Genomic DNA, 19,701 nt, shown 5'->3' with positions numbered 1-19,701 from the left:
GCGCTGAGCGGCAGCGGGATCACGTTCGAGATCCGGGGCTACGGCGAGGACTACCCGATCGCCAGCAATGACGACGAGCAGGGCCGCAGGAAGAACCGGCGCGTGGAGGTCTCCTTCCAGCGCGGGGAGAGCGGCGCCCAGAGCTGACCGGTACCGCGCGGCGGCGGCCGGCACCCGGCCGCCGCCGCGCGGGGGATCAGTACAGGGCCTTGTAGATGTTGAAGCCGTAGCCGATCTGTACGCGCTTGCTGAGCTCGCCCGTCCCGGTGGACGTGTAGCGATACAGGTCGCCGTAGCCGTTGACCCCGACCAGGTCGGTCTTGCCGTCACCGTTGAGGTCGCCGACCGCGGCGAACTTGCTGTAGATGTCGAAGCCGGAGCCGATCTTCACGCGCGCCTTCAGCGGCGCGGACGCCTTGCCCGTGCCCTCGTACAGGTACAGCGTCCCGTCCTTGGCGACGGCCACCACGTCCGCCCGGCCGTCACCCGTGAGGTCCCCGGCGCCGACGATGTGACGGTACGTGTCGTAGCCGTAGCCCACCTTGACCTTCGCCGCGAGCGCGGTGCCGAGGCCGTTCCCCTGGTACAGGAACAGGTCGCCCTCGGCGTCACGCGCGAGGATGTCGCCCGCGCCGTCACCGCTCAGGTCGCCGGGGCCGATGAGGTCGTTGTAGACGTCCCAGCCGTCGCCGATCCGGTGGCCCGCGATGTACAGAATGCCGTTGCGCACCCAGAGATTGTCGGCCCGCCCGTCGTCGCCGAGGGAGGAGGCGACCCGCACCCACCCCTCGGGGAAGGCGTTCCGGCTCTCGCGGGCGAAGAACTCACCGTTGTTCTTGGAGTCGTACCAGTAACCGGAGCCATCGGAGGTGACCCCCATGACGCTGCGCTTGCCGAAGTCCGGGTTGCCGCCCGCCCCGACGAACATGGCCGCCTTCTGCCACCCGAAGGTGCCGGGGATCCTCGCCCGGTAGTGGCCGTAGCCGGAGAAGCGGTAGATGTACGTGTCGCCGTTCGCCTGGCGGCCCATGAGGTCGCCGTTGCCGTCCCCGTTGACGTCGTCGACACCCACGAGCTGGTTGTAGGTGTCGAACCCGTAGCCGATCTTGAACGGTGCCTTGAAGGGCTTCGACGGGTCCCCGGTGCCGGCGTGGAAGTACAGATCACCGGCGGGGGTCCGGGTGACGACATCGCCGATCCCGTCGCCGGTGGAGTCGTTCATGCCGACGATCTGGTCGTACGCGTCCCAGCCGGAGGCCACCTTGACGGCGGGTTCGAAGGGCTGGCCTTCGATGCGCCCGGTGGAGACGTAGAGATAGACGTCGCCGGAGGGCGTACGCGCGATGAGGTCGTTGTGACCGTCGCCGGTCAGGTCGCCCGGCGCGACGATCTTGTTGTACTTCTGCCAACCCTCCCCGGACCAGGTGGGACGGCCCCCCGTCGGGTCCATGCCCACACACGGGTGCAGGGTGAGCGTGCCGGACGCCGTCAGGGTGAGGAGCTCGGGCTGGCCGTCACCCTGCAGATCACCCGGAGCGATGATGTCCTTGTACACGATCCGATTACCGGGGTCATTGGGGTCGTGGAACTCGAAGGGGTAGTCCGCGACCGACGTGCCCACCGATTGGAACAGATATCCCTCCCTGGTCTGGTAGAGGATGTCGCTCTTGCCGTCGCCGGTGATGTCCATGCGCGGCGTCGAGCCGACGGCCTTCGGCGCGTCGGCGCCCTTCGCGTCGTCGGCCGAGGCCGGAGCCGCCAGCAGCATGCCGGCGGAGAGGACGAGCGCGGTGCAGGCCGCTATCCGGCTCGCGCGCTTCGAGCGTGCGCGACCGGCGCGACCGGATTTCAGTGAAGACAGGTGCAAAGCCCCCCCAGGGGTTGTCCATGAGTGTGTGACCAGCGGGACAGGAGTGGTTCAGACGTAAATCAGCTGGTGTTCGTATGACCGGTACCGGACCCCTTTGGAGGGGGCTGATTTCAGCCATCGAACCAATGGCGTATCAGCCAATCATGCCGCCTCCGTGCATTCCACCACCCGCCCACCGTCCAGTTCCAGCCGCCTGCCGCGGAAGCGGACCCGCAGTCGGCGGTCGTGGGTGACCACGACCACCGCGCCCCGGAAGCCGGCCAGGGCGCCCTCCAGCTCCTCCACCAGGGCGGGGGAGAGGTGGTTCGTCGGCTCGTCCAGCAGCAGCAGCTCCGGCTGGGACGCCAGCGTCGCGGCCAGCGCGAGCCGCGACCGCTCGCCGCCCGACAGCGTGGACAGGGCCCGGTCGCGCGCCAGGCCCGGCAGGCCGAGCCCGTGCAGGGCGATGTCCACCCGCGCGTCGGCCTCGTAACCGGCCCGCGCCTCGTACCGGGCGACCAGCCCGGCGTACTCCTCCAGCGCGGCGGGCAGCTCCGCCCCGGCCAGGCCCGCGAGCCGGGCCTCGGCCCTGCGCATCCGCGCCTCCAGGGTCCGCAGATCGGCGAGCGCCGCGTCCACCGCGTCCTGGACGGTGGCCCCGGGCGGCAGGGCCGGCGACTGGGCGAGATGGCCGACACCGCCCGGCGCGACCACGGTCAGCTCACCGTTGTCGGGCCGGTCCTGCCCGGCGACCAGACGCAGCAGGGTGGACTTCCCGGCCCCGTTGTCGCCGATGACGCCGGCCCGCTCGCCCGGCTTGACGCTGAAGGTGATGTCGTCCAGCACGACGTGGTCGTCGTAGCGGCGGGTGACGTTCTGGAGAGATAGCTGTGCAGTGTGCATGGAGCCCCCTGTTCTCGGCCCGGGCCGATCGGCACGCGGGCGCGCGGATGCGCGGCACGCGAATGCGCGGATGCGCAGGAGAGCGCGCCTGCGGAGCCGAGCTCAACGCAGGCGCACGGGGACTGTCACAGGGAACCCATGCACACGACGGTAGGAGGAGCGCTTGTGGCCCCGCAAGCCGTTTTGGGCACGTGCGAGCGCCCCGCAGGTCACGGCGTCGGCGTGGCCGCCGGCCGGGCCGGGCCGCCCAGACGGACCGGGACGCCGGGGGAGTACAGCACGCTGACCGGGGCGTCGCGCGGGGCGGGCAGGCCGGCCGCCTCGATCAGGTTCTCCTCGCAGACGAGCAGTTCCGCGCGGTGCAGGGGCCAGCGGGGGTGGTCGTTGCGCAGGTATGCCGTGCGGCCGAGGAATGCCTGGTGCAGGCCCCAGCGGGCGGTGAGGAAGTGCTCCAACTCCGTGGGGTGGCCGATGCGTTCGCCGGGGCGCACGGTGATGCGGCTGTACGCGCCGCGAGGGCCGGGCGCGCGGCGCGAGCTGGTGTACGTGACGGTGTCGCCATCGGCGTCGAGGCTCATCCGGGACCACGCGTACGGCAGGCGGAAGGCGAGCCGGCCCATCGCCGCGGGGATCAGCCGCGACGCGTCCAGCGAGCGGAAGACGACCCCGCGCCGCCCCTGCCCGTCGACCGAGTACAGGCGGACGTTCGTCTCGGGGAACGAGCCGAGATACGGCACACCCGGCAGCCCCAGCCACCCCACCCGGTGCATCCGGAAGGCCACAAGACCGACGTACGTGACCCCGTCGAACGTGTCGGGCACCGTCCCCGGGGGCAGCAGCCCCGCCACCGCCCCCGGCTCCACGGCCCAGTGGACGAAGCAGAGATCGAGCCACTGCTGGGTGAGGAGCGGACGGCGCAGGGCGCCGGGGGCGTCGGGCGTGAGGGGCGCGGGCGTCGTCACGGGCCCAGCGTGGCACGGCCGCCCGGCGCGTCCCCCATGGCGTCCCGGCCCGCCGCCGACAGCTCCGCGGCCAGGTCCGCGTCGCGCATCCCGGGCAGGGCGTACCCCTCGGCCTCGTCCCACGGGATGTCGAGGTCGTCCATGTGCACGTGCCAGTCGGCGTCGGGCAGGGCGCGGCGCAACTCCGTGAGGGAGTCCAGCACATGGGCGATCACGGGCATCAGGCGGCCGGGGTCGAACGGCATCTTGGTGGAGCCGTCGAGGATCCGCTCGGGCTCCGTCGTCCGCGGGTCGTACACGTAGAGGCTCTCCTCGTCCTCGTACGGGAACGACGTCCGGTGCGCGGCGACGACGCGTGCGACGGCGGCCGACTCGGTCTCGGTCAGCGGGGTCGCGCGGCGCGCGGTGTAGTAGAGGGAGACGCTCATGGGGGAAGCGTACGACCGGGCTCAGACAACGGCCGCTCGCCCGACGAATGCGGTGTACCGGGCGGGAAGCCGAGCAGAAGAGGAGAGGCAGGGGCGCCCCGTACCGCAAGCCCCCGCCACCGCTCCGCGCCCCCGTGCCCCTCCTACGCCCCGGAGTCGCAACCGTGTCCAGCAAGTCCAGCGGCCCCGCCGCCGGGGCCCCGCCCCACCACCCGTCCGAGCCCTCCGGCCCCGCCGCCCCGGAGGCCGACCGCCCCGCGAGAGCCGCTGAGCCCGACAGCCCGGCGGCGGGCGGCGCCCCCGAGCCGCCCCGCCCCGCCGGCGCCCGCCCCGAGAGGTCCGCGCGGCTCTGGCCGCTCGCGTTGCGGCGGACGCCCGTCTCACTCTGGAACGACGACATCTCGGACTGGGCGGCAGCCCTCACGTACTACGCCATCCTGGCCCTGCTCCCCGCCCTGCTGGTGACCGTGTCCGTCATCGGGCTCGCCAACCCCGGCGCCACCGGCGCGCTGATCACCGACATCACCGCCTTCGCCCCGGCCGAGGCCGCCGCCGCGCTGCGGCAGCCGCTGGAGGCGGCCACCCAGCAGCGCACCGCCGTCTGGCTGCTCGTGGGGACCGGGACGGTCAGCGCGGTGTGGTCCGCGTCCAGCTATCTGGCCGTGTTCCGGCGGGCCCAGCACGCGATGCACGGCGTGAAGGACAACCGGCCCGCCCTGCGCAAGGCGCACATCATCGTCGCGTCCGCGATCGGACTGCTGCTGCTGATGATGACCAGCGCGTTCGCCCTCGTGCTCACCGGGCCGCTGGCGCGCTGGCTCGGGCACCGGCTGGGGCTGACACACGTGGGGGACGCGGTGTGGGGTGTGCTGAAGTGGCCGCTGCTGCTCTGCCTGGTCGCCGCCCTGATCACGGTCCTCTTCCGGACCGGCCCGGAACCGGCGCGCCGCGCCCGCCAGGCGCTGCCCGGCGGGATGCTGGCGGCGCTGCTGTGGCTGGTCGCCTCGGCGGGATTCGCGCTGTACGCCACGTACATCGGCTCCTACAGCCGGCTGTACGGCTCACTGGCGGGGCTTGTGGTGTTCCTGATCTGGGTGTGGCTCGCCAACCTCGCGCTGCTGACCGGTGCCCAGTTCAACGTCGAGCTGAACCGGGCCCGGCGCGGCTCCGCACTCCGGGACGAGCCCGCCTGATCAGTCGCCCGTCGTGCCGTCGACGATCTCCCGGATGATGTCGATGTGCCCGTTGTGCCGGGCGGTCTCCTCGATGAGGTGCAGGAGGACCCAGCGCAGATCGGGGCGGCGGCCGTCCCTGCGCGGGTGCCGGGCCGGGGTGTCCAGGTCATGGGCCGCGACGAGCTCCCGGTAGCGGGCGCTCTGCTCCTCGTACTCCCCGAGCACGTCGGCGAGCGGCATGTCGACGGCGATCCGCATCTCGCGGTCCGGGTCCTCGTCCGTCCAGGGCCCCTCGTCCGCACCGCCGAGGAACGCGACCTCGAACCAGAAGTACTCGACCCAGCGCAGATGGTGGACGATCCCCGCGAGCGTCATCAGGGGCGAGCCGGGCAGCGGCGCCCTGACGGCGTCCTCCTGCGAGAGGCCCTCGCACTTGGCGACCGCGGTGGCGCGGGCGTAGTCGAGGAAGGTGGTCAGCTGGGTGCGCTCGTCCCATGCGGGAGGCGAATCTGTGCGTGTCATCGCCGCCCAGCCTGTCCGGGCGGCGCGGTGTTGTCCACGGCATTTGCGTCGGACGCGGGACACCGGGCACATGGGGCCCGCCCGTGGGCCCCTGGGCCCACGCTCCGGACCAGGGGTGCGCCTACCCTCGGGAACAGGCCACCCGCGAGACACCTCCCGGCCACCCGCACCGCCGCCACCCGCCCGGAACGGGCTCGGAGGGCTGCCCGTACTTCATGAGGTGACGTGTTGACGAGTGACGGATTCTTCTCCTCGTACCACCTGTGCTGGAGCCGCCCCGACGCCGAGTCCCTGCTCGGCGACCTGGAGGCGGCGGGTGTGCGGGCGCACCATCCGGTCACCCGCCGCATCACCCTGCTCAGCCCCGGCGCCGAGCCCTCGGGCACGCAGTCCTGGGTGACCCGGGACCAGCTCGTGCTGCTGGCCGGTCTGCAGCGCCTGGACCGGGTCGACTTCCTGCTCTGGCTGGACAGCGGGGCCGGGATACCGGCCCGCATCAGACGCGGCGATGACGGGACGGTGGGGCTGCGCTTCACGCTCGGCTCGCTGAGCCGCGCCGACCAGGAGCATGCCCTGCGCGCGGTACGGGAGGCGATCGGCCGGGCCTCGCTGCTCTGCGTCGGCTTCGTGGTCGACCGCGAGGGCGCGTCGGCGGCGACCGACTGGCACGGCTTCATCGTCAAGGGGACGGTGTACTTCGACTGCTGGCCCGACACGCTCGCCGTCCTGCCGGAAGTGGCCGCCGCCCAGCCGCAGCTGTCCGGCGTGAACTCCTTCGAGCAGTCACCCTGGGTCGTCTACGGCAGTGACGTGCCCAACCGCTGAGCGGGCCTACGTGATGCCCCCGGCCACCCCGGCCGCGACCAGCACCGCGACGACGGCGGCGGCCGGCACGATCACGCCGAGGTACTCCGTGGCGGTGGCGCCGCCGTCCCGCCGGAGATACGGGGCGGCCGTCGGCCCCGAGTCGCCCTCCTCCATCAGCCGGTCCACGCCCAGGCCCACCACCGTCCCGGTCGCCACCGCCACGACGGGCATCACGACGCCCTCGATCCCGACGACCTGCGAGCCCACGGCGTAGCCGTAGCACAGGGCGCCCAGCGGGACGCCGAGGGCGGCCGACACGTACAGCGTCCTGGACTCGCGCTGCTCCTCGGGCAGCACCCGGACGGCGGCGAGCACGGTCAGTGCGGCGGCCAGGACGGCGGGCACGTGCAACAGGCCCAGCCGCCGGCCGAATCGGTCCAGCCGCGCGTCGGTGGCCGGCATGCCGACGAGCCCGCGCGAGACCAGGTAGCCGACGGCGAGGTGGACGACCGTCCCGGCGACCCGGCTGCGGGCCAGCGGGAAGAACACGCTCAAGGGACCCTCACTCCCGGAACCGTCGCCCCCCGCCCCGTCACCGCGCCCTCGCCCCGCGCCCCTGCCGCCCCGGTCGGACCCATGCCCCGCGCCCCTGCCGCCCCGGTCGGGCCCATGCCCCGCGCCCCTGCCGCCCCGGTCGGACCCATGCCCCTCGCCCCGCGCCCCTGCCACCGCTCACGGTGTGCCCCCTCCGACGCCCGTCCCCGCCCCGCCGCGCGTGCCGCAGGACCCGGGTGTGGCGCGAGCGTACGGCGGCGGGGCCTGCCCGGCCCGGCCCCCGGCCCCAATTCCAGTCCCAGCCAGAGGCGTTGGGCCCAAGGAGCCGGCCGATTTCACGGCCGCTCACCGGCCTGCGTGATCCGCACCTGGATGCCCGGCCGCAGCCCCCACGCCGCCATCGCCCCGGCCTCCGCCTCGATCACATGGCGGCCCCGCAGCCGGGGCAGACCGAGGCGTCCCGGCCTCATCGTGTGCACCGCCAGGACGTTGAACCTCCGGTCCAGATAGGCCACATCGATCGTGAACCGCATCCGGAAGGAGTGCACGCTCCCGCACGGCGTGATCATCAGCGCCCCGTCGATGCCGTCCCGGCCGAGCAGCCCGCGCGCACGGTGCCGGTAGGAGGCCGCGATCCGCAGCGGCACCCGGGTCTCCGTCACCCCGTCCCGGTCCGTGATCGTCAGGGTTCCCGTGCCATCGCGCCATCGAGCCATGGCGACGACCGTAGCGGCGCCCGCCGCCCGCCGGGGGCCGAATCGGCACGCAGGCCCCAACACCCCTGCGGGGCCCTAGGATCGGTGCGGTGTACGCCATGCTGATAGGGGTCGCCGCTCTTTGGGGCGCCGCGACCGGACTGCTGGTCCCACGCGCCGCCTACCGGTTCTCCGTCCGGCCCGGCGAACCCCGGCGGGACGCCTGTCCGGCCGGACACCCCCTCACCGGGCCCGCCCGGGCCTGGCTCGGCTCCACCCGCTGCGCCGCCTGCGCGGGGACACCGGCCGAAGGCGTGCGGACGGGCGCGGAGGCCGCCGAGCCCGGGCCCGTACCGCCCGCCCCCGAACCGGCCGACGGGCCTCAGCCGCATCCGCGTCCAGGGCCCGATGTCCATCGGCCAGCTGCGCCCCGCGCCGACCCGCCTCCGCCTCCCGGGCCCGTACCGCCCGCCCCCGAACCGGCCGACGGGCCGCCCCGCGCCGACCCGCTTCCGCCCGGTGCCCGTTACGCCCCCCACCTGCTCGCCCCCGTCGTGACCGCCCTCGTCTGCGCCGCCCTCGCCTGCGCCACCGGGACGCGGCCCGAGCTGGCCGTCTGGCTGGTGCTCGCCCCGGTCGCCGTGCTCCTCGCGAGCATCGACCACCGGGTCCACCGGCTGCCGGACGGGCTCACCCTGCCGGCCGCCGTGGCGGCCGCCGCGCTCCTGGGCCTCGCGGCGCTCCTGCCGGAACACGCGGGCTCCTGGCTCTCCGCCCTGCTCGGCGGGCTCGTCCTCGGCGGCTTCTACCTCCTGCTCTTCCTCGTCAACCCGAACGGCATGGGCTTCGGCGACGTCAAGCTCGCCCTCTCGCTGGGCACGGTCCTCGGCTGGTACGGCTGGGCCGTGGTGTTCGCCGGCGGCTTCGCGGGCTTCCTGCTCGGCGCGGTGTACGGGGTGGCGCTCGTCGTGCTGCGGCGCGCGGGGCGCAGGACGGGCATCCCGTTCGGCCCGTTCATGATCGCCGGGGCGCTGCTGGGCCTCCTGCTGGGCGGCCTGGCGGCCTGACCGCCCGCCGGCGTAATCGCGTCGCGCCCGGCGGCCGCCCCTGCCACCATGGCCCGCATGCCCGCAGCACCCGACGACAACGCGCCCCTGCCCGGCGAGGCCGCCCGGTTCGAGGCCCTGGTCACGGAGGCCGACACCGTCTGCGTGGCCGGCTGGGACTTCTCCTGGCTCGACGGGCGGGCCACCGAGGCGCGCCCCTCCTGGGGGTACGCCCGGGCGATGGGGAAGCGGATGGGGCGGGCGCGGGCCGCGCTCGACATCCAGACGGGCGGGGGAGAGGTGCTGGCCTCGGTGCCGCGGCTGCCGCCGCTGACCGTCGCCACCGAGTCCTGGCCGCCCAACATCGCCCGCGCCACCGCGCTGCTGCACCCGCGCGGGGCCGTGGTCGTCGCGGACGCGGACGAGCCGCCGCTGCCGTTCGGCGACGCGGCCTTCGACCTGGTGGTCAGCCGTCATCCGGTGACCACCTGGTGGGAGGAGATCGCCCGGGTACTGGCCCCCGGCGGCACGTACTTCTCCCAGCAGGTGGGCCCGGCCAGCGTCTTCGAACTGGTCGAGTACTTCCTCGGGCCGCAGCCCCCTCAGGTGCGCGGGGCCCGCGACCCGGAGCGGGCCCGCGCCGACGCCGAGGCGGCCGGGCTCGACGTGGTCGGTCTGCGGGCGGAGCGGCTGCGTACCGAGTTCTTCGACATCGGCGCCGTGGTCTACTTCCTGCGCAAGGTGATCTGGATGGTGCCCGGCTTCACCGTGGCGGAGTACCGGCCCCGGCTGGCCGAGCTGCACCACCGGCTGGAGACCGAGGGGCCGTTCGTCGCCCACACCACCCGCTTCCTGATCGAGGCCCGCAAACCCGGGTGAGACCGATGCCCTCGGGGGCCCGAAGGATGGCACTCTGTTCGCTGAGCGCTCGGGGAAGGAGCAGGCCATGGACGCCGGCAACGACGGGGACGCCACACGCGGCCCGCGCCAGGGCAAGGCCGAGTGGCTCAGGGGGGCCAGGATCGTCGGCGTGCTCGGCATCTTCTACCGCCCGGAGGGCCGCATGGGCGAGCCGGAGGCCGTCGCGTTCCTCCTGGACGACGGGCAGTCGGTGCTCCTGACCTGCGCCTCCGACGGCACCCTGCACGTCGGCGCCGGCACCTGGCCGCACCTGCCCGACTGGTGCGTCCCCGCCGCCCAGTGGGAGTACGCCGCCGTGGCCGCCCTGCCGCAGCCCCCCGAAGGAGGGTGGACGGTGCTGAGCACCGACGAGCGGCGCGATGAGCGGGGCGAGGTCCACGAGGCCGTCATCCGCTGCGAGGGCGGCCGATTCGTGGTCGTCGGCGGCGACACCGTGGGCATCCGCTTCACCCGGGGACACCGGGGCGCGGCCGCCGCGACCTGACGGCGGGCGCACCAACGCGCCCCCGGGGCAAGCGGGTTCGTGTTCCATACTCGTACCCATGAGCGCAGCGAGACGTACCTCCCCGTTTCTCACCGGCGCGACCGCGCTCCTGCTGGGCGCGGCCCTCGCGGGCTGCGGCACGGAGCTGGCCCACGACGAGAACGCCGCGGACCCGGGGAGCAGCCCGTCACCCGCCGCCGCGAGCCCGTACGACGGGGAGGGCCCCGGCGACGCCAACCCGCACTACGCCGAGAACCACGCCTTCCAGTCCACCCTCGACCTGTCGGACGCGGACCGGGCCAGGGGCGAGGCCGAGGTGGCGAAGGTGAAGCAGGGGCTCGCCGGGACCGCGGAAGGGCGCAAATCCACCGAGGCCACGGTCCACCGGGCGCTCACCGGGCTCGGATACGCCGACGAGGCGATCACCACCGGGTCCTTCGGGCCGCACCGCACCTCGTTCATCCTGTCCCTCGGCACCCTGTGCGTGAAGGGCTCGCTGGACGGCATGGTCAATGGACTCGTCAACGCCGAGGCCCACGGCCGCTACATGGAAGGCACCGGCTGCGTGAAGCCGAAGGGCGGCCACTGACGGCGGAATGTGGACATCCTGTGGACGTCCTGCGGGCGTTTCCGGCGCCAGACCGGCGCCCCGAGACGTTCGCGCAGGTCCGGGGCGTGCGCGGGCCCCGATCCCGCGCCCGGAGCGGAGCCTCGCACTCTCGGAGAGTAATTATTTCGCGCCGCGGCACCCACCATCACTTACGAAGGGTTATGGTGGAACCCCCCCCCCTCGGGCCGGTCCGTAACCCCCCCCCACGGACCGGCCCGTTTTTTGTGCCCTGATCGGCAAGACACCCCCGGTCCCGGCCCGCGCCGGGCGGCCCGGGGTTCTCAGCCCCGTCCGGCCCAGATGTTGGTGCCCTCGGTGTCCACGGCGAAGGCGTCGATCTCCTTCAGCTCCGCGGCCGACAGCTCCGGACCCGCCAGCGCCGCGACGTTCTCCTCCAGCTGCTCCACCCGGGACGCGCCGATCAGAGCCGACGTCATACGGCTGTCGCGCAGCACCCACTTCAGGGCCAGCTGGGCGAGCGACTGGCCCCGGCGGCGCGCGATGCCGTCCAGCCCGTTCAGCCGGCGCACCACCTCCCGCGACAGCAGACCCGGGTCGAGCGACTTGCCCTGCGTGGCCCGCGAGCCCTCCGGTACGCCGTTCAGGTACTTCCCGGTCAGCAGGCCCTGGGCCAGCGGCACGAACGAGATGCAGCCCATACCGGCCGCCTCCAGCGTGTCCAGCAGCCCGTCGTCCTCGGTCCAGCGGTTGATCATCGAGTAGGACGGCTGGTGGATCAGGGCAGGCACCCCCATCTCCCGCAGCAGCCGCGCCGCCTCGGCGGTCTGCGCGGAGTTGTACGAGGACACCCCCACGTACAGCGCCTTGCCCTGGCGCACGGCGGAGGCCAGCGCCCCCATCGTCTCCTCCAGCGGAGTGTCCGGGTCGAAGCGGTGCGAGTAGAAGACGTCGACGTAATCCAGACCCATCCGCTTCAGCGAGGCGTCCAGCGACGACAGCAGGTACTTGCGCGAGCCCCACTCCCCGTACGGGCCGGGGTGCATCTCGTAGCCCGCCTTGGTGGAGATCAGCAGCTCGTCCCGGTACGGGGCGAAGTCCTGCCGGAAGAGCTTGCCGAAGTTCAGCTCGGCCGAGCCGGGCGGCGGGCCGTAGTTGTTGGCCAGGTCGAAATGGGTCACGCCGAGGTCGAAGGCGCGGCGCAGGATGGCGCGCTGGGAGTCGAGCGTGCGGTCGTCGCCGAAGTTGTGCCACAGGCCGAGCGAGACGGCCGGGAGCTTGAGGCCGCTGCGTCCGCTGCGCCGGTACTCCATGGAGTCGTAGCGCGATCCGGCGGCCCGGTAGGAGGAAGAGGAATCAGTCACGATTCTCTGCTTATCACGGACTTGTGACAGGCCGGGTTGGGCCGGTGCGGCGGCTGCGCAGTAATGTGGTGGCCCTGACGGGACTGCCATGACACGGCGGGGCGATCCGCCCCCTTCCAGTGCGGCGATCCGATCCCCGGGGGACGACCCCGGCCCCCGGGTGAAGGGGCCGGCGGGCCCGCACGGAACCGAGAGGTGGACTCAGTGAACTTGCGCGACCTGGTGTACGGGCTCTACGCGCGCCGGGTGGAGGCCCGCCTCGATCACGCCCAGGTGCCCAAGCACATCGGTGTCATCCTCGACGGCAACCGGCGCTGGGCCAAGGCGTCCGGCGGCACGGCGGCGGAGGGCCACCAGGCCGGGGCCGACAAGATCAAGGAACTCCTCGGCTGGTGCAGTGAGACCGACGTCGAGGTCGTCACGCTCTGGCTGCTGTCCACGGACAACTTCGACCGGCCCGAGTCCGAGCTGACGCCCCTGCTCGGCATCATCGAGAACACCGTGCGCGGCCTCGCGGCGGACGGCCGCTGGCGCGTCCACCACGTCGGCACACTCGACCTGCTGCCCTCCCACACCCAGACGGTCCTCAAGGAGGCCGAACAGGCCACGATCGGGATCGACGGGATACTGGTCAACGTCGCCGTCGGCTACGGGGGCCGCCAGGAGATCGCCGACGCGGTGCGCTCGCTGCTCCTGGACCACTCCGCCAAGGGCACCTCCTTCGAGGACCTCGCCGAGATCGTCTCCACCGACCTGATCTCCGAGCACCTCTACACGCGCGGCCAGCCCGACCCGGACCTCGTCATCCGCACCAGCGGCGAGCAGCGGCTGTCCGGGTTCATGCTCTGGCAGAGCGCGCACTCGGAGTACTACTTCTGCGAGGTCTTCTGGCCGGCCTTCCGCCGGGTCGACTTCCTGCGGGCCCTGCGCGACTACGCCGCCCGCCACCGCCGCTACGGCGGCTGAGCCGCCACCGCCCCGCCCGCACGGCCTTCCCCCGGAAGTGGGCGGGTCGGCATGGCCGGGCGCGTTCGAGGGCATATCCCTGACAGGTCGGCGCCCGGTCATCAACCAGGCGGGTGCCGTGTCCAAGTGAGCGGCATGGAGTCCGCTCGCCCGGGAGGCCCTTTGCACACGAAGGACCGTACACACAGTGCGGCTGACGCGGAGGGCCGGCGCTCGGCCCGCGCAAGGTGGCCGGAGCCCGGTCCGTCCTCTCCCATTGGGATGCTCCGCGACGCCGTCGCACCCCAACCTCGTCCGAGGGGGTACGTCCTTCCGTGGTGACCAGTACAAAGCGCCGCATGCCCGACAGGCGCACCTATGTTCTCGACACCAGCGTCCTGCTGGCCGATCCGAACGCCATGGCCCGCTTCGACGAGCACGAAGTCGTGCTCCCGGTCGTCGTGGTCACGGAACTGGAGGCCAAACGGCACCATCCGGAGCTCGGCTACTTCGCCCGCCAGGCCCTGCGCCTGCTGGACGACTTCCGGGTCCGCTACGGCCGGCTGGACGCCCCGATCCCCCTCGGGGACCTGGGCGGGACGCTCCGCGTCGAGCTCAACCACTCCGATCCCGGCGTCCTGCCCGCCGGTTACCGGTTGGGGGACAACGACTCACGGATCCTCGCGGTCGCGCGCAACCTCCAGGCCGAGGGGTACGACGTCACGGTCGTCTCCAAGGACCTCCCGCTGCGCATCAAGGCGTCCTCGGTCGGCCTCCTCGCCGAGGAGTACCGCGCCGAACTCGCGATCACCGACTCCGGCTGGACGGGCATGGCGGAACTGCCCCTCGCCGCCGACCAGGTCGACCTGCTCTTCGCCGAGGAGACGCTCTACGTCCCCGAGGCCGCCGACCTGCCCGTGCACACCGGCCTGGTCCTCCAGTCCGAACGGGGCAAGGCGCTCGGCCGGGTGACGCCCGACGGGCAGGTGCGCCTCGTGCGCGGCGACCGGGAAGCCTTCGGCATCCACGGCCGCAGCGCCGAACAGCGCATCGCCCTGGACCTGCTGCTGGACCAGGAGGTCGGGATCGTGTCGCTGGGCGGCCGGGCCGGCACCGGCAAGTCCGCCCTCGCGCTCTGCGCCGGCCTCGAAGCGGTGCTGGAGCGCGGGCAGCACAAGAAGGTGATGGTCTTCCGGCCGCTGTACGCGGTGGGCGGGCAGGAGCTCGGCTATCTCCCCGGCAGCGAGGCCGAGAAGATGAGCCCCTGGGCGCAGGCCGTCTTCGACACGCTCTCGGCCGTCTCCGGACGCGAGGTGATCGAAGAGGTGCTGGGACGCGGCATGCTGGAGATCCTGCCGCTCACCCACATCCGGGGCCGGTCCCTGCACGACGCCTTCGTGATCGTCGACGAGGCCCAGTCGCTCGAACGGAACGTCCTGCTGACCGTGTTGTCCAGGATCGGCACGAATTCGCGCGTCGTGCTCACCCATGACGTGGCGCAGCGGGACAACCTCAGGGTCGGCCGGTACGACGGCGTGGTCGCCGTGGTCGAGAAGCTGAAGGGGCACCCGCTCTTCGCGCACGTGACGCTCACGCGATCCGAGCGCTCCCGCATCGCCGCCCTGGTGACCGAAATGCTGGAGGAAGGTCAGATCTGATACGGGTTGGGACGTTGATGCCGCCCGGCGGGCCAAGGAGCTTAGCCGGGCGGCATCGTGTTGCGGCGCCTTTTCCGTAATTCAGGTGCGCCAAACGAGGTGTGAGCTTTCACACGCAACGGAGAATTGCTTCCCGGTGTCCCGTTCCGGCAGAGTCTTGCTTCCGTCAGGCCCCGCATACGGCACACCGGCACCTCCTGAGGCGCCACGCATCACACAACTCAACAACCGCCGTCCGTATGCCGCCCGCGAGTACCACGCGGCGCTCCCTTCGGGGAGTCGCCCACCGGGCCCGTGCCTCCCGTGACCCAAGCAGTAGGGAGGCCAGTGCCAGGGGCACGATTGCGCCCGCGAGGTCACCTAAGCGGGCGACGCTGGAAGGACACCGTGTGAGCCGGATCTCGGTCCGGGGGTTCGCCGTGGCATCTGCCACTGCGGTCACCACCGTCGGCGCCGTCGTGGGCGTTGCATCGGGCGGCACTCCTGCTGCCGACGACAACAACTTCGAGGCGACCGCAGCCGACACCACGCTGCTCGCCGACATTCCCGCGGGCCGGCAGGCCCAGGTTCAGACCGCGTCGCTGACGCAGCAGGCCGATGCGCAGGCGTCCGCCGCCGACGCCGCCGCGAGGAAGTCCGCGGAGGAATCGGCCCGTATCCAGGCCGCCAAGGACGCCAAGTCGAAGAAGCAGGCGGCCGAGGACAAGCTGGAGCGCGACCGCCAGGCGAAGAAGGACGCCGCCGAGCGCGCCAGCCGCTCCGAGGTCCGCTCCACCGCCACGTTCGCCGCCCAGGGCTCCTACACGGTGGCCGAGATCCAGGCGATCGCGCGTCAGATCGTGCCCGCCGACCAGTTCCAGTGCTTCAGCAACATCGTGACCCACGAGTCGACGTGGAACTACCGGGCGAGCAACCCGTCCTCCGGCGCCTACGGCCTCGTCCAGGCGCTGCCCGGCTCCAAGATGGCCTCCGCCGGCGCCGACTGGCAGACCAACCCGGCCACCCAGATCAAGTGGGGCCTCAGCTACATGAACGGCCGGTACGGCAGCCCGTGCGGTGCCTGGTCCTTCTGGCTGGTCCACCACTCGTACTAGAACCTTCCGAGGTTCAGGTCTCAACCTCGCGAAGCCCCTCGCCGTCCTACGGTGAGGGGCTTCGCGCGTGTACGGTCATGCGGGACCGCTCCCGGGGGAGCGGTGGGGAGAGCGGACGGGGGTAGAGGAACCGTTATGTCGAAACTGCCGGGGTGGCTCGGAACACTGGGTGCTGAACTGAGCAGGCTGAGCGAGCGCCTTGACGAACGACGGGCGGAGTCGGAGGCCGACGACCCCCTGCTCGGGGACCCGCACGGGCCCGCGTCGGCGGGGAAGGACGAGGTCGTCGACCAGGTGCCGGCCCCGCCCACGTACGCGCCCTCCGTCGCCGCGCGTCCCGATCCGGTCGCGGCGATCCCCTGGGGGATGCGGGTCGCGGCCGAGGCGGGCTGGCGGCTCCTCGTGCTCGCGGGCACCCTGTGGGTGCTCATGCGGGTCATCAGCGCGGTGCAGCTGGTGGTGCTGGCCTTCGTCGCCGCGCTGCTCGTCACCGCGCTGCTCCAGCCGACCGTCGCCCGGCTGAGGCGCTACGGGCTGCCGAGGGGCCTGGCCACCTCCGTCACCGCGGTCTTGGGCTTCATCATCATGGGCCTGGTCGGCTGGTTCGTGGTGTGGCAGGTGATGGACAACATCGACACCCTGTCCGACAAGGTGACCAAGGGGATCGACGACCTGAAGAACTGGCTGCTGGACAGCCCGTTCCACGTGACCGACAAGCAGATCAACGACATCGCGAAGAACCTCAGCGACACCGTCGGCACCAACACCGAGGCGATCACCACCGCCGGCCTCCAAGGCGTCACCGTCGTGGTGGAGTTCATGACCGGCGCGCTGCTGGCGATGTTCTCGACGCTCTTCCTGCTCTACGACGGCAAGCGCGTCTGGCAGTGGGTGCTCAAGCTGGTGCCGGCCCAGGCGAGGCCCGGGGTCGCGGGCGCCGGACCGCGCGCCTGGCGGACCCTGACCGCCTATGTCCGGGGCACGGTCATCGTCGCCCTGATCGACGCGATCTTCATCGGTCTCGGGATCTACTTCCTCAACGTGCCGATGGCCGTGCCGCTGGCCGTCTTCATCTTCCTCTTCGCCTTCATCCCGCTCGTGGGCGCGGTGGTCTCCGGGGCGCTGGCGGTGGTCGTCGCCCTGGTCACCGAAGGGGTGTTCACGGCGCTGATGGTGCTCCTCGTGGTCCTCGCGGTGCAGCAGATCGAGGGCCACATCCTGCAGCCGTTCATCCTGGGCCGGGCGGTGCGCGTGCACCCGCTGGCCGTGGTGCTCTCGGTCGCCGCGGGCGGCATGATCGCCGGGATCGGGGGTGCGGTCGTCGCGGTGCCGCTGGTCGCGGTGACCAATACGGTGGTCGGCTACCTGCGGACGTACGGGCAGGAGGAGTCGCGCCGCCACTCGCCGCCGCCGCACGGGGCGACCGCGCTCGACGCGGCACCGACCCCGGCGCCCGGCTCACCGCCCGAGGAGCGCGACGAGGACGAGGCCGCGCCGGATGCCCCTGGCGCGGACACCCGCAGCGCGGACACTCCGTAGCGCGGACATGAAGAAGGGCCCCTCGGACGGTCGGTCGTCCTCGGGGCCCTTCTCGTATCAGGGTACTGCGGGTTCCTACTCGGCGAGGACGGCCTCGGCCTCCAGGGTGACGCCCACCGCCTGGATCACCGAGGCGATCTTGACGGCTTCCTGGATGGTCTCGCGGTCCACGCCGGCCTTGCGCAGCACCTGCTCGTGGGAGTCCAGGCACTGGCCGCAGCCGTTGATCGCGGAGACGGCGAGCGACCACAGCTCGAAGTCGACCTTCTCCACGCCCGGCTTGCCGATCACGTTCATCCGCAGGCCCGCGCGCAGGTTGCCGTACTCGGGGTCCGAGAGCAGGTGGCGGGTGCGGTAGAAGACGTTGTTCATCGCCATGATGGCGGCGGCCGACTTCGCGGCGGTGTACGCCTCCGCGGAGAGGTTGGCCTTCGCCTCCGGCTCCAGCTCGCGCAGCACCTTCGGCGAGCGCGAGGCGATCGCGCAGGCCAGGACGGTGCCCCAGAGCTGCTGCTGCGGGAGTTCGCTGTTGCCGATGACCGAGCCGAGGTTCAGCTTCAGGTCCTTGGCGAAGTCCGGTACGGCGGCCTTCAGTTCGTCGAGTGCCATGTCGGTATCAGCTCACTCGCCCGAGAGGAGCGCGACCGGGTCCAGGGTGGTCTCGCCCTTGGTCCAGTTGCACGGGCACAGCTCGTCGGTCTGCAGGGCGTCGAGGACCCGCAGGACCTCCTTGGGGTTACGGCCCACGGAACCGGCGGTCACCATCGTGAACTGGATCTCGTTGTTCTGGTCGACGATGAAGACGGCGCGCTGCGCGAAGCCGTCTTCGCCCTCGATGCCGAGCTCACGCATGAGCTCGTGCTTCGAGTCGGCCATCATCGGGAACGGCAGGTCGGTCAGGTCCGGGTGGTCCTTGCGCCAGGCGTGGTGCACGAACTCGGAGTCGCCGGAGAAGCCGAGGATCTGGGCGTCACGGTCGGCGAACTCGTCGTTCAGCTTGCCGAAGGCGGCGATCTCGGTGGGGCACACGAAGGTGAAGTCCTTCGGCCACGCGAAGACGATCTTCCACTTGCCCTCGTAGGTCTTGTGGTTGATCTGCTCGAACTCCTTGCCGCTCTCCAGCGAGACGCAAGCAGTCAGGTCGAACTCGGGGAACTTGTCACCGACAGTGAGCACGCGCTCTCCTTACAGCGTAGGAACTCCCTTTTTGGGGGAGTTCCTGAGGGTTGGACGATCACCACCATGGCACAGAGTGCATTGATCGCGGAAATAGCTACACTCGGTCGTGATGATCGGAGGTGCCTATCAGTGGCGCAGAGTAATCAGGGCAACCGGCCCAAACAGCCCAGCCTCTCGCAGCTGCGCGCCTTCGCGGCCGTCGCCGAACATCTGCACTTCCGGGACGCGGCGGCCGCAATCGGGATGAGTCAGCCCGCGCTCTCCGGGGCCGTGTCCGCGCTGGAGGAGGCACTGGGTGTCCAGCTCATCGAGCGTACGACCCGCAAGGTGCTGCTCTCGCCCGCCGGGGAACGGCTCGCGGTCCGCGCGCGCGTCGTGCTCGAAGCCGTCGGGGAGCTGATGGAGGAGGCCGAGGCGGTCCGGGCGCCGTTCACCGGGGTGCTCAGGCTCGGTGTGATCCCGACCGTCGCCCCGTATCTGCTGCCGACCGTGCTGCGGCTGGTCCACGAGCGCTACCCGGCCCTCGACCTCCAGGTGCACGAGGAGCAGACCTCCTCGCTGGTGGAGGGGCTGGCCGCCGGACGGCTCGACCTGCTGCTGCTCGCGGTGCCGCTCGGGGTGCCGGGCGTCACCGAGCTGCCGCTCTTCGACGAGGACTTCGTGCTGGTCATGGAGCGCAGCCACTGGCTCGGCGGGCGGGAGGACATCCCGCGCGAGGCGCTGCGGGAGCTGCCGCTGCTACTGCTGGACGAGGGGCACTGCCTGCGGGACCAGGCGCTCGACATCTGCCGCGAGGCCGGGCGTACGGAGGGTGCGCCGGTCACCACGACCGCGGCCGGGCTCTCCACGCTGGTGCAGCTGGTGGCCGGCGGGCTCGGGGTGACGCTGCTGCCGCGCACCGCGGTCACCGTCGAGACCGCCCGCAACGAGGCGCTGACCACGGGGTACTTCGCGGACCCGGCCCCCGCGCGGCGGGTGGCCCTGGGGATGCGGACCGGGGCCGCCCG

Annotated in this window: 20 protein-coding genes and 2 pseudogenes; 12 read left to right on the top strand and 10 right to left on the bottom strand. The window is 72.1% G+C overall.

The features are described from left to right. A pseudogene (locus E6R18_RS35170) lies at positions 1-147 on the top strand (OmpA family protein); the annotation flags it as partial. Positions 148-196: 49 nt separating this feature from the next. Here the strand turns inward: E6R18_RS35170 and E6R18_RS32530 are convergent. The 4 genes and pseudogenes from E6R18_RS32530 to E6R18_RS32515 form a co-directional block, all read right to left on the bottom strand. After that, a complete protein-coding gene (locus tag E6R18_RS32530) occupies positions 197-1,768 on the bottom strand; it encodes a VCBS repeat-containing protein (RefSeq protein ID WP_240799926.1) in 1,572 nt (523 codons plus the stop codon). 321 nt (positions 1,769-2,089) lie between these two features. After that, positions 2,090-2,752, bottom strand: a pseudogene (locus E6R18_RS32525) (ATP-binding cassette domain-containing protein); the annotation flags it as partial. A 209-nt stretch (positions 2,753-2,961) separates the two neighbouring features. Then, the gene (locus E6R18_RS32520; protein ID WP_136320461.1) at positions 2,962-3,714 is read right to left on the bottom strand and encodes a DUF2071 domain-containing protein; all 753 of its coding nucleotides are present in this window, start codon (positions 3,712-3,714) and stop codon (positions 2,962-2,964) included. Further along, on the bottom strand, positions 3,711-4,142 hold the full coding sequence (locus tag E6R18_RS32515; protein WP_136320460.1) for a hypothetical protein: 432 nt from the start codon (positions 4,140-4,142) through the stop codon (positions 3,711-3,713). Before E6R18_RS32515 ends, E6R18_RS32520 begins: the two co-directional genes overlap by 4 nt. 164 nt (positions 4,143-4,306) lie before the next feature. Between E6R18_RS32515 and E6R18_RS32510 the strand changes: the two genes are divergently transcribed. Then, positions 4,307-5,335, top strand: a complete 1,029-nt coding sequence (locus E6R18_RS32510; protein WP_136320459.1) for a YihY/virulence factor BrkB family protein — start codon at positions 4,307-4,309, stop codon at positions 5,333-5,335. Here the strand turns inward: E6R18_RS32510 and E6R18_RS32505 are convergent, their stop codons facing one another. Further along, complete coding sequence (locus tag E6R18_RS32505) at positions 5,336-5,839, bottom strand: DinB family protein (protein WP_136320458.1); 504 nt, start codon at positions 5,837-5,839, stop codon at positions 5,336-5,338. Positions 5,840-6,064: 225 nt separating this feature from the next. Here E6R18_RS32505 and E6R18_RS32500 point away from each other — a divergent pair, with 225 nt between their 5' ends. Continuing rightward, positions 6,065-6,664, top strand: a complete 600-nt coding sequence (locus E6R18_RS32500) for a hypothetical protein (RefSeq protein ID WP_136320457.1) — start codon at positions 6,065-6,067, stop codon at positions 6,662-6,664. 6 nt (positions 6,665-6,670) lie between these two features. Here the strand turns inward: E6R18_RS32500 and E6R18_RS32495 are convergent, their stop codons facing one another. Further along, the gene (locus E6R18_RS32495) at positions 6,671-7,201 is read right to left on the bottom strand and encodes a hypothetical protein (RefSeq protein ID WP_136320456.1); all 531 of its coding nucleotides are present in this window, start codon (positions 7,199-7,201) and stop codon (positions 6,671-6,673) included. Positions 7,202-7,536: 335 nt separating this feature from the next. Continuing rightward, positions 7,537-7,917 carry a DUF192 domain-containing protein gene (locus E6R18_RS32490; RefSeq protein ID WP_206308492.1) on the bottom strand — a complete coding sequence of 127 codons (381 nt, stop codon included), beginning with the start codon at positions 7,915-7,917 and terminating at the stop codon, positions 7,537-7,539. Between the two features lie 89 nt (positions 7,918-8,006). Here E6R18_RS32490 and E6R18_RS32485 point away from each other — a divergent pair, with 89 nt between their 5' ends. From E6R18_RS32485 to E6R18_RS32470, 4 genes are all read left to right on the top strand, one after another. Beyond that, positions 8,007-8,963: an A24 family peptidase gene (locus E6R18_RS32485; RefSeq protein WP_168712496.1), complete on the top strand. Its 957-nt coding sequence runs from the start codon at positions 8,007-8,009 to the stop codon at positions 8,961-8,963. Positions 8,964-9,020: 57 nt separating this feature from the next. Then, a complete protein-coding gene (locus E6R18_RS32480; protein ID WP_136320455.1) occupies positions 9,021-9,821 on the top strand; it encodes a class I SAM-dependent methyltransferase in 801 nt (266 codons plus the stop codon). A gap of 67 nt (positions 9,822-9,888) precedes the next feature. Next, entirely contained in the window at positions 9,889-10,347 is a 459-nt protein-coding gene (locus E6R18_RS32475) for a hypothetical protein (protein ID WP_136320454.1), read from the top strand. 58 nt (positions 10,348-10,405) lie between these two features. Then, entirely contained in the window at positions 10,406-10,936 is a 531-nt protein-coding gene (locus E6R18_RS32470; protein ID WP_136320453.1) for a hypothetical protein, read from the top strand. Positions 10,937-11,238: 302 nt separating this feature from the next. Here the strand turns inward: E6R18_RS32470 and mgrA are convergent, their stop codons facing one another. Further along, positions 11,239-12,279 (bottom strand): L-glyceraldehyde 3-phosphate reductase, encoded by a 1,041-nt coding sequence (mgrA, locus tag E6R18_RS32465; protein WP_136320452.1) that lies wholly within the window; start codon positions 12,277-12,279, stop codon positions 11,239-11,241. Positions 12,280-12,483: 204 nt separating this feature from the next. On the opposite strand from mgrA, the gene E6R18_RS32460 reads away from it, so the two are divergent. The 4 genes from E6R18_RS32460 to E6R18_RS32445 all read left to right on the top strand — a co-directional run bounded on the left by E6R18_RS32460 (position 12,484) and on the right by E6R18_RS32445 (position 17,515). Further along, positions 12,484-13,245: an isoprenyl transferase gene (locus E6R18_RS32460; RefSeq protein ID WP_136320451.1), complete on the top strand. Its 762-nt coding sequence runs from the start codon at positions 12,484-12,486 to the stop codon at positions 13,243-13,245. 314 nt (positions 13,246-13,559) lie between these two features. Next, complete coding sequence (locus E6R18_RS32455) at positions 13,560-14,882, top strand: PhoH family protein (RefSeq protein WP_136320450.1); 1,323 nt, start codon at positions 13,560-13,562, stop codon at positions 14,880-14,882. A gap of 389 nt (positions 14,883-15,271) precedes the next feature. Continuing rightward, positions 15,272-15,976, top strand: coding sequence for a transglycosylase SLT domain-containing protein (locus E6R18_RS32450; protein ID WP_136320449.1), 705 nt, complete (start codon positions 15,272-15,274; stop codon positions 15,974-15,976). 135 nt (positions 15,977-16,111) lie between these two features. Further along, the gene (locus E6R18_RS32445) at positions 16,112-17,515 is read left to right on the top strand and encodes an AI-2E family transporter (protein WP_136320448.1); all 1,404 of its coding nucleotides are present in this window, start codon (positions 16,112-16,114) and stop codon (positions 17,513-17,515) included. Positions 17,516-17,590: 75 nt separating this feature from the next. Here E6R18_RS32445 and E6R18_RS32440 read toward each other — a convergent pair whose 3' ends face one another. Together E6R18_RS32440 and E6R18_RS32435 are read right to left on the bottom strand one after the other, a co-directional pair. Next, complete coding sequence (locus tag E6R18_RS32440; protein ID WP_018550318.1) at positions 17,591-18,124, bottom strand: alkyl hydroperoxide reductase; 534 nt, start codon at positions 18,122-18,124, stop codon at positions 17,591-17,593. Positions 18,125-18,136: 12 nt separating this feature from the next. Continuing rightward, on the bottom strand, positions 18,137-18,691 hold the full coding sequence (locus E6R18_RS32435) for a peroxiredoxin (RefSeq protein WP_136320447.1): 555 nt from the start codon (positions 18,689-18,691) through the stop codon (positions 18,137-18,139). A 132-nt stretch (positions 18,692-18,823) separates the two neighbouring features. On the opposite strand from E6R18_RS32435, the gene E6R18_RS32430 reads away from it, so the two are divergent. Next, the coding region (locus E6R18_RS32430) for a hydrogen peroxide-inducible genes activator (protein ID WP_136320446.1) at positions 18,824-19,701 on the top strand (878 nt) is incomplete at its 3' end.

The organism is Streptomyces sp. A1277 (assembly GCF_004795015.1).
Taxonomy (GTDB): domain Bacteria; phylum Actinomycetota; class Actinomycetes; order Streptomycetales; family Streptomycetaceae; genus Streptomyces.
This window is presented reverse-complemented; position numbering and strand designations above follow the sequence as displayed.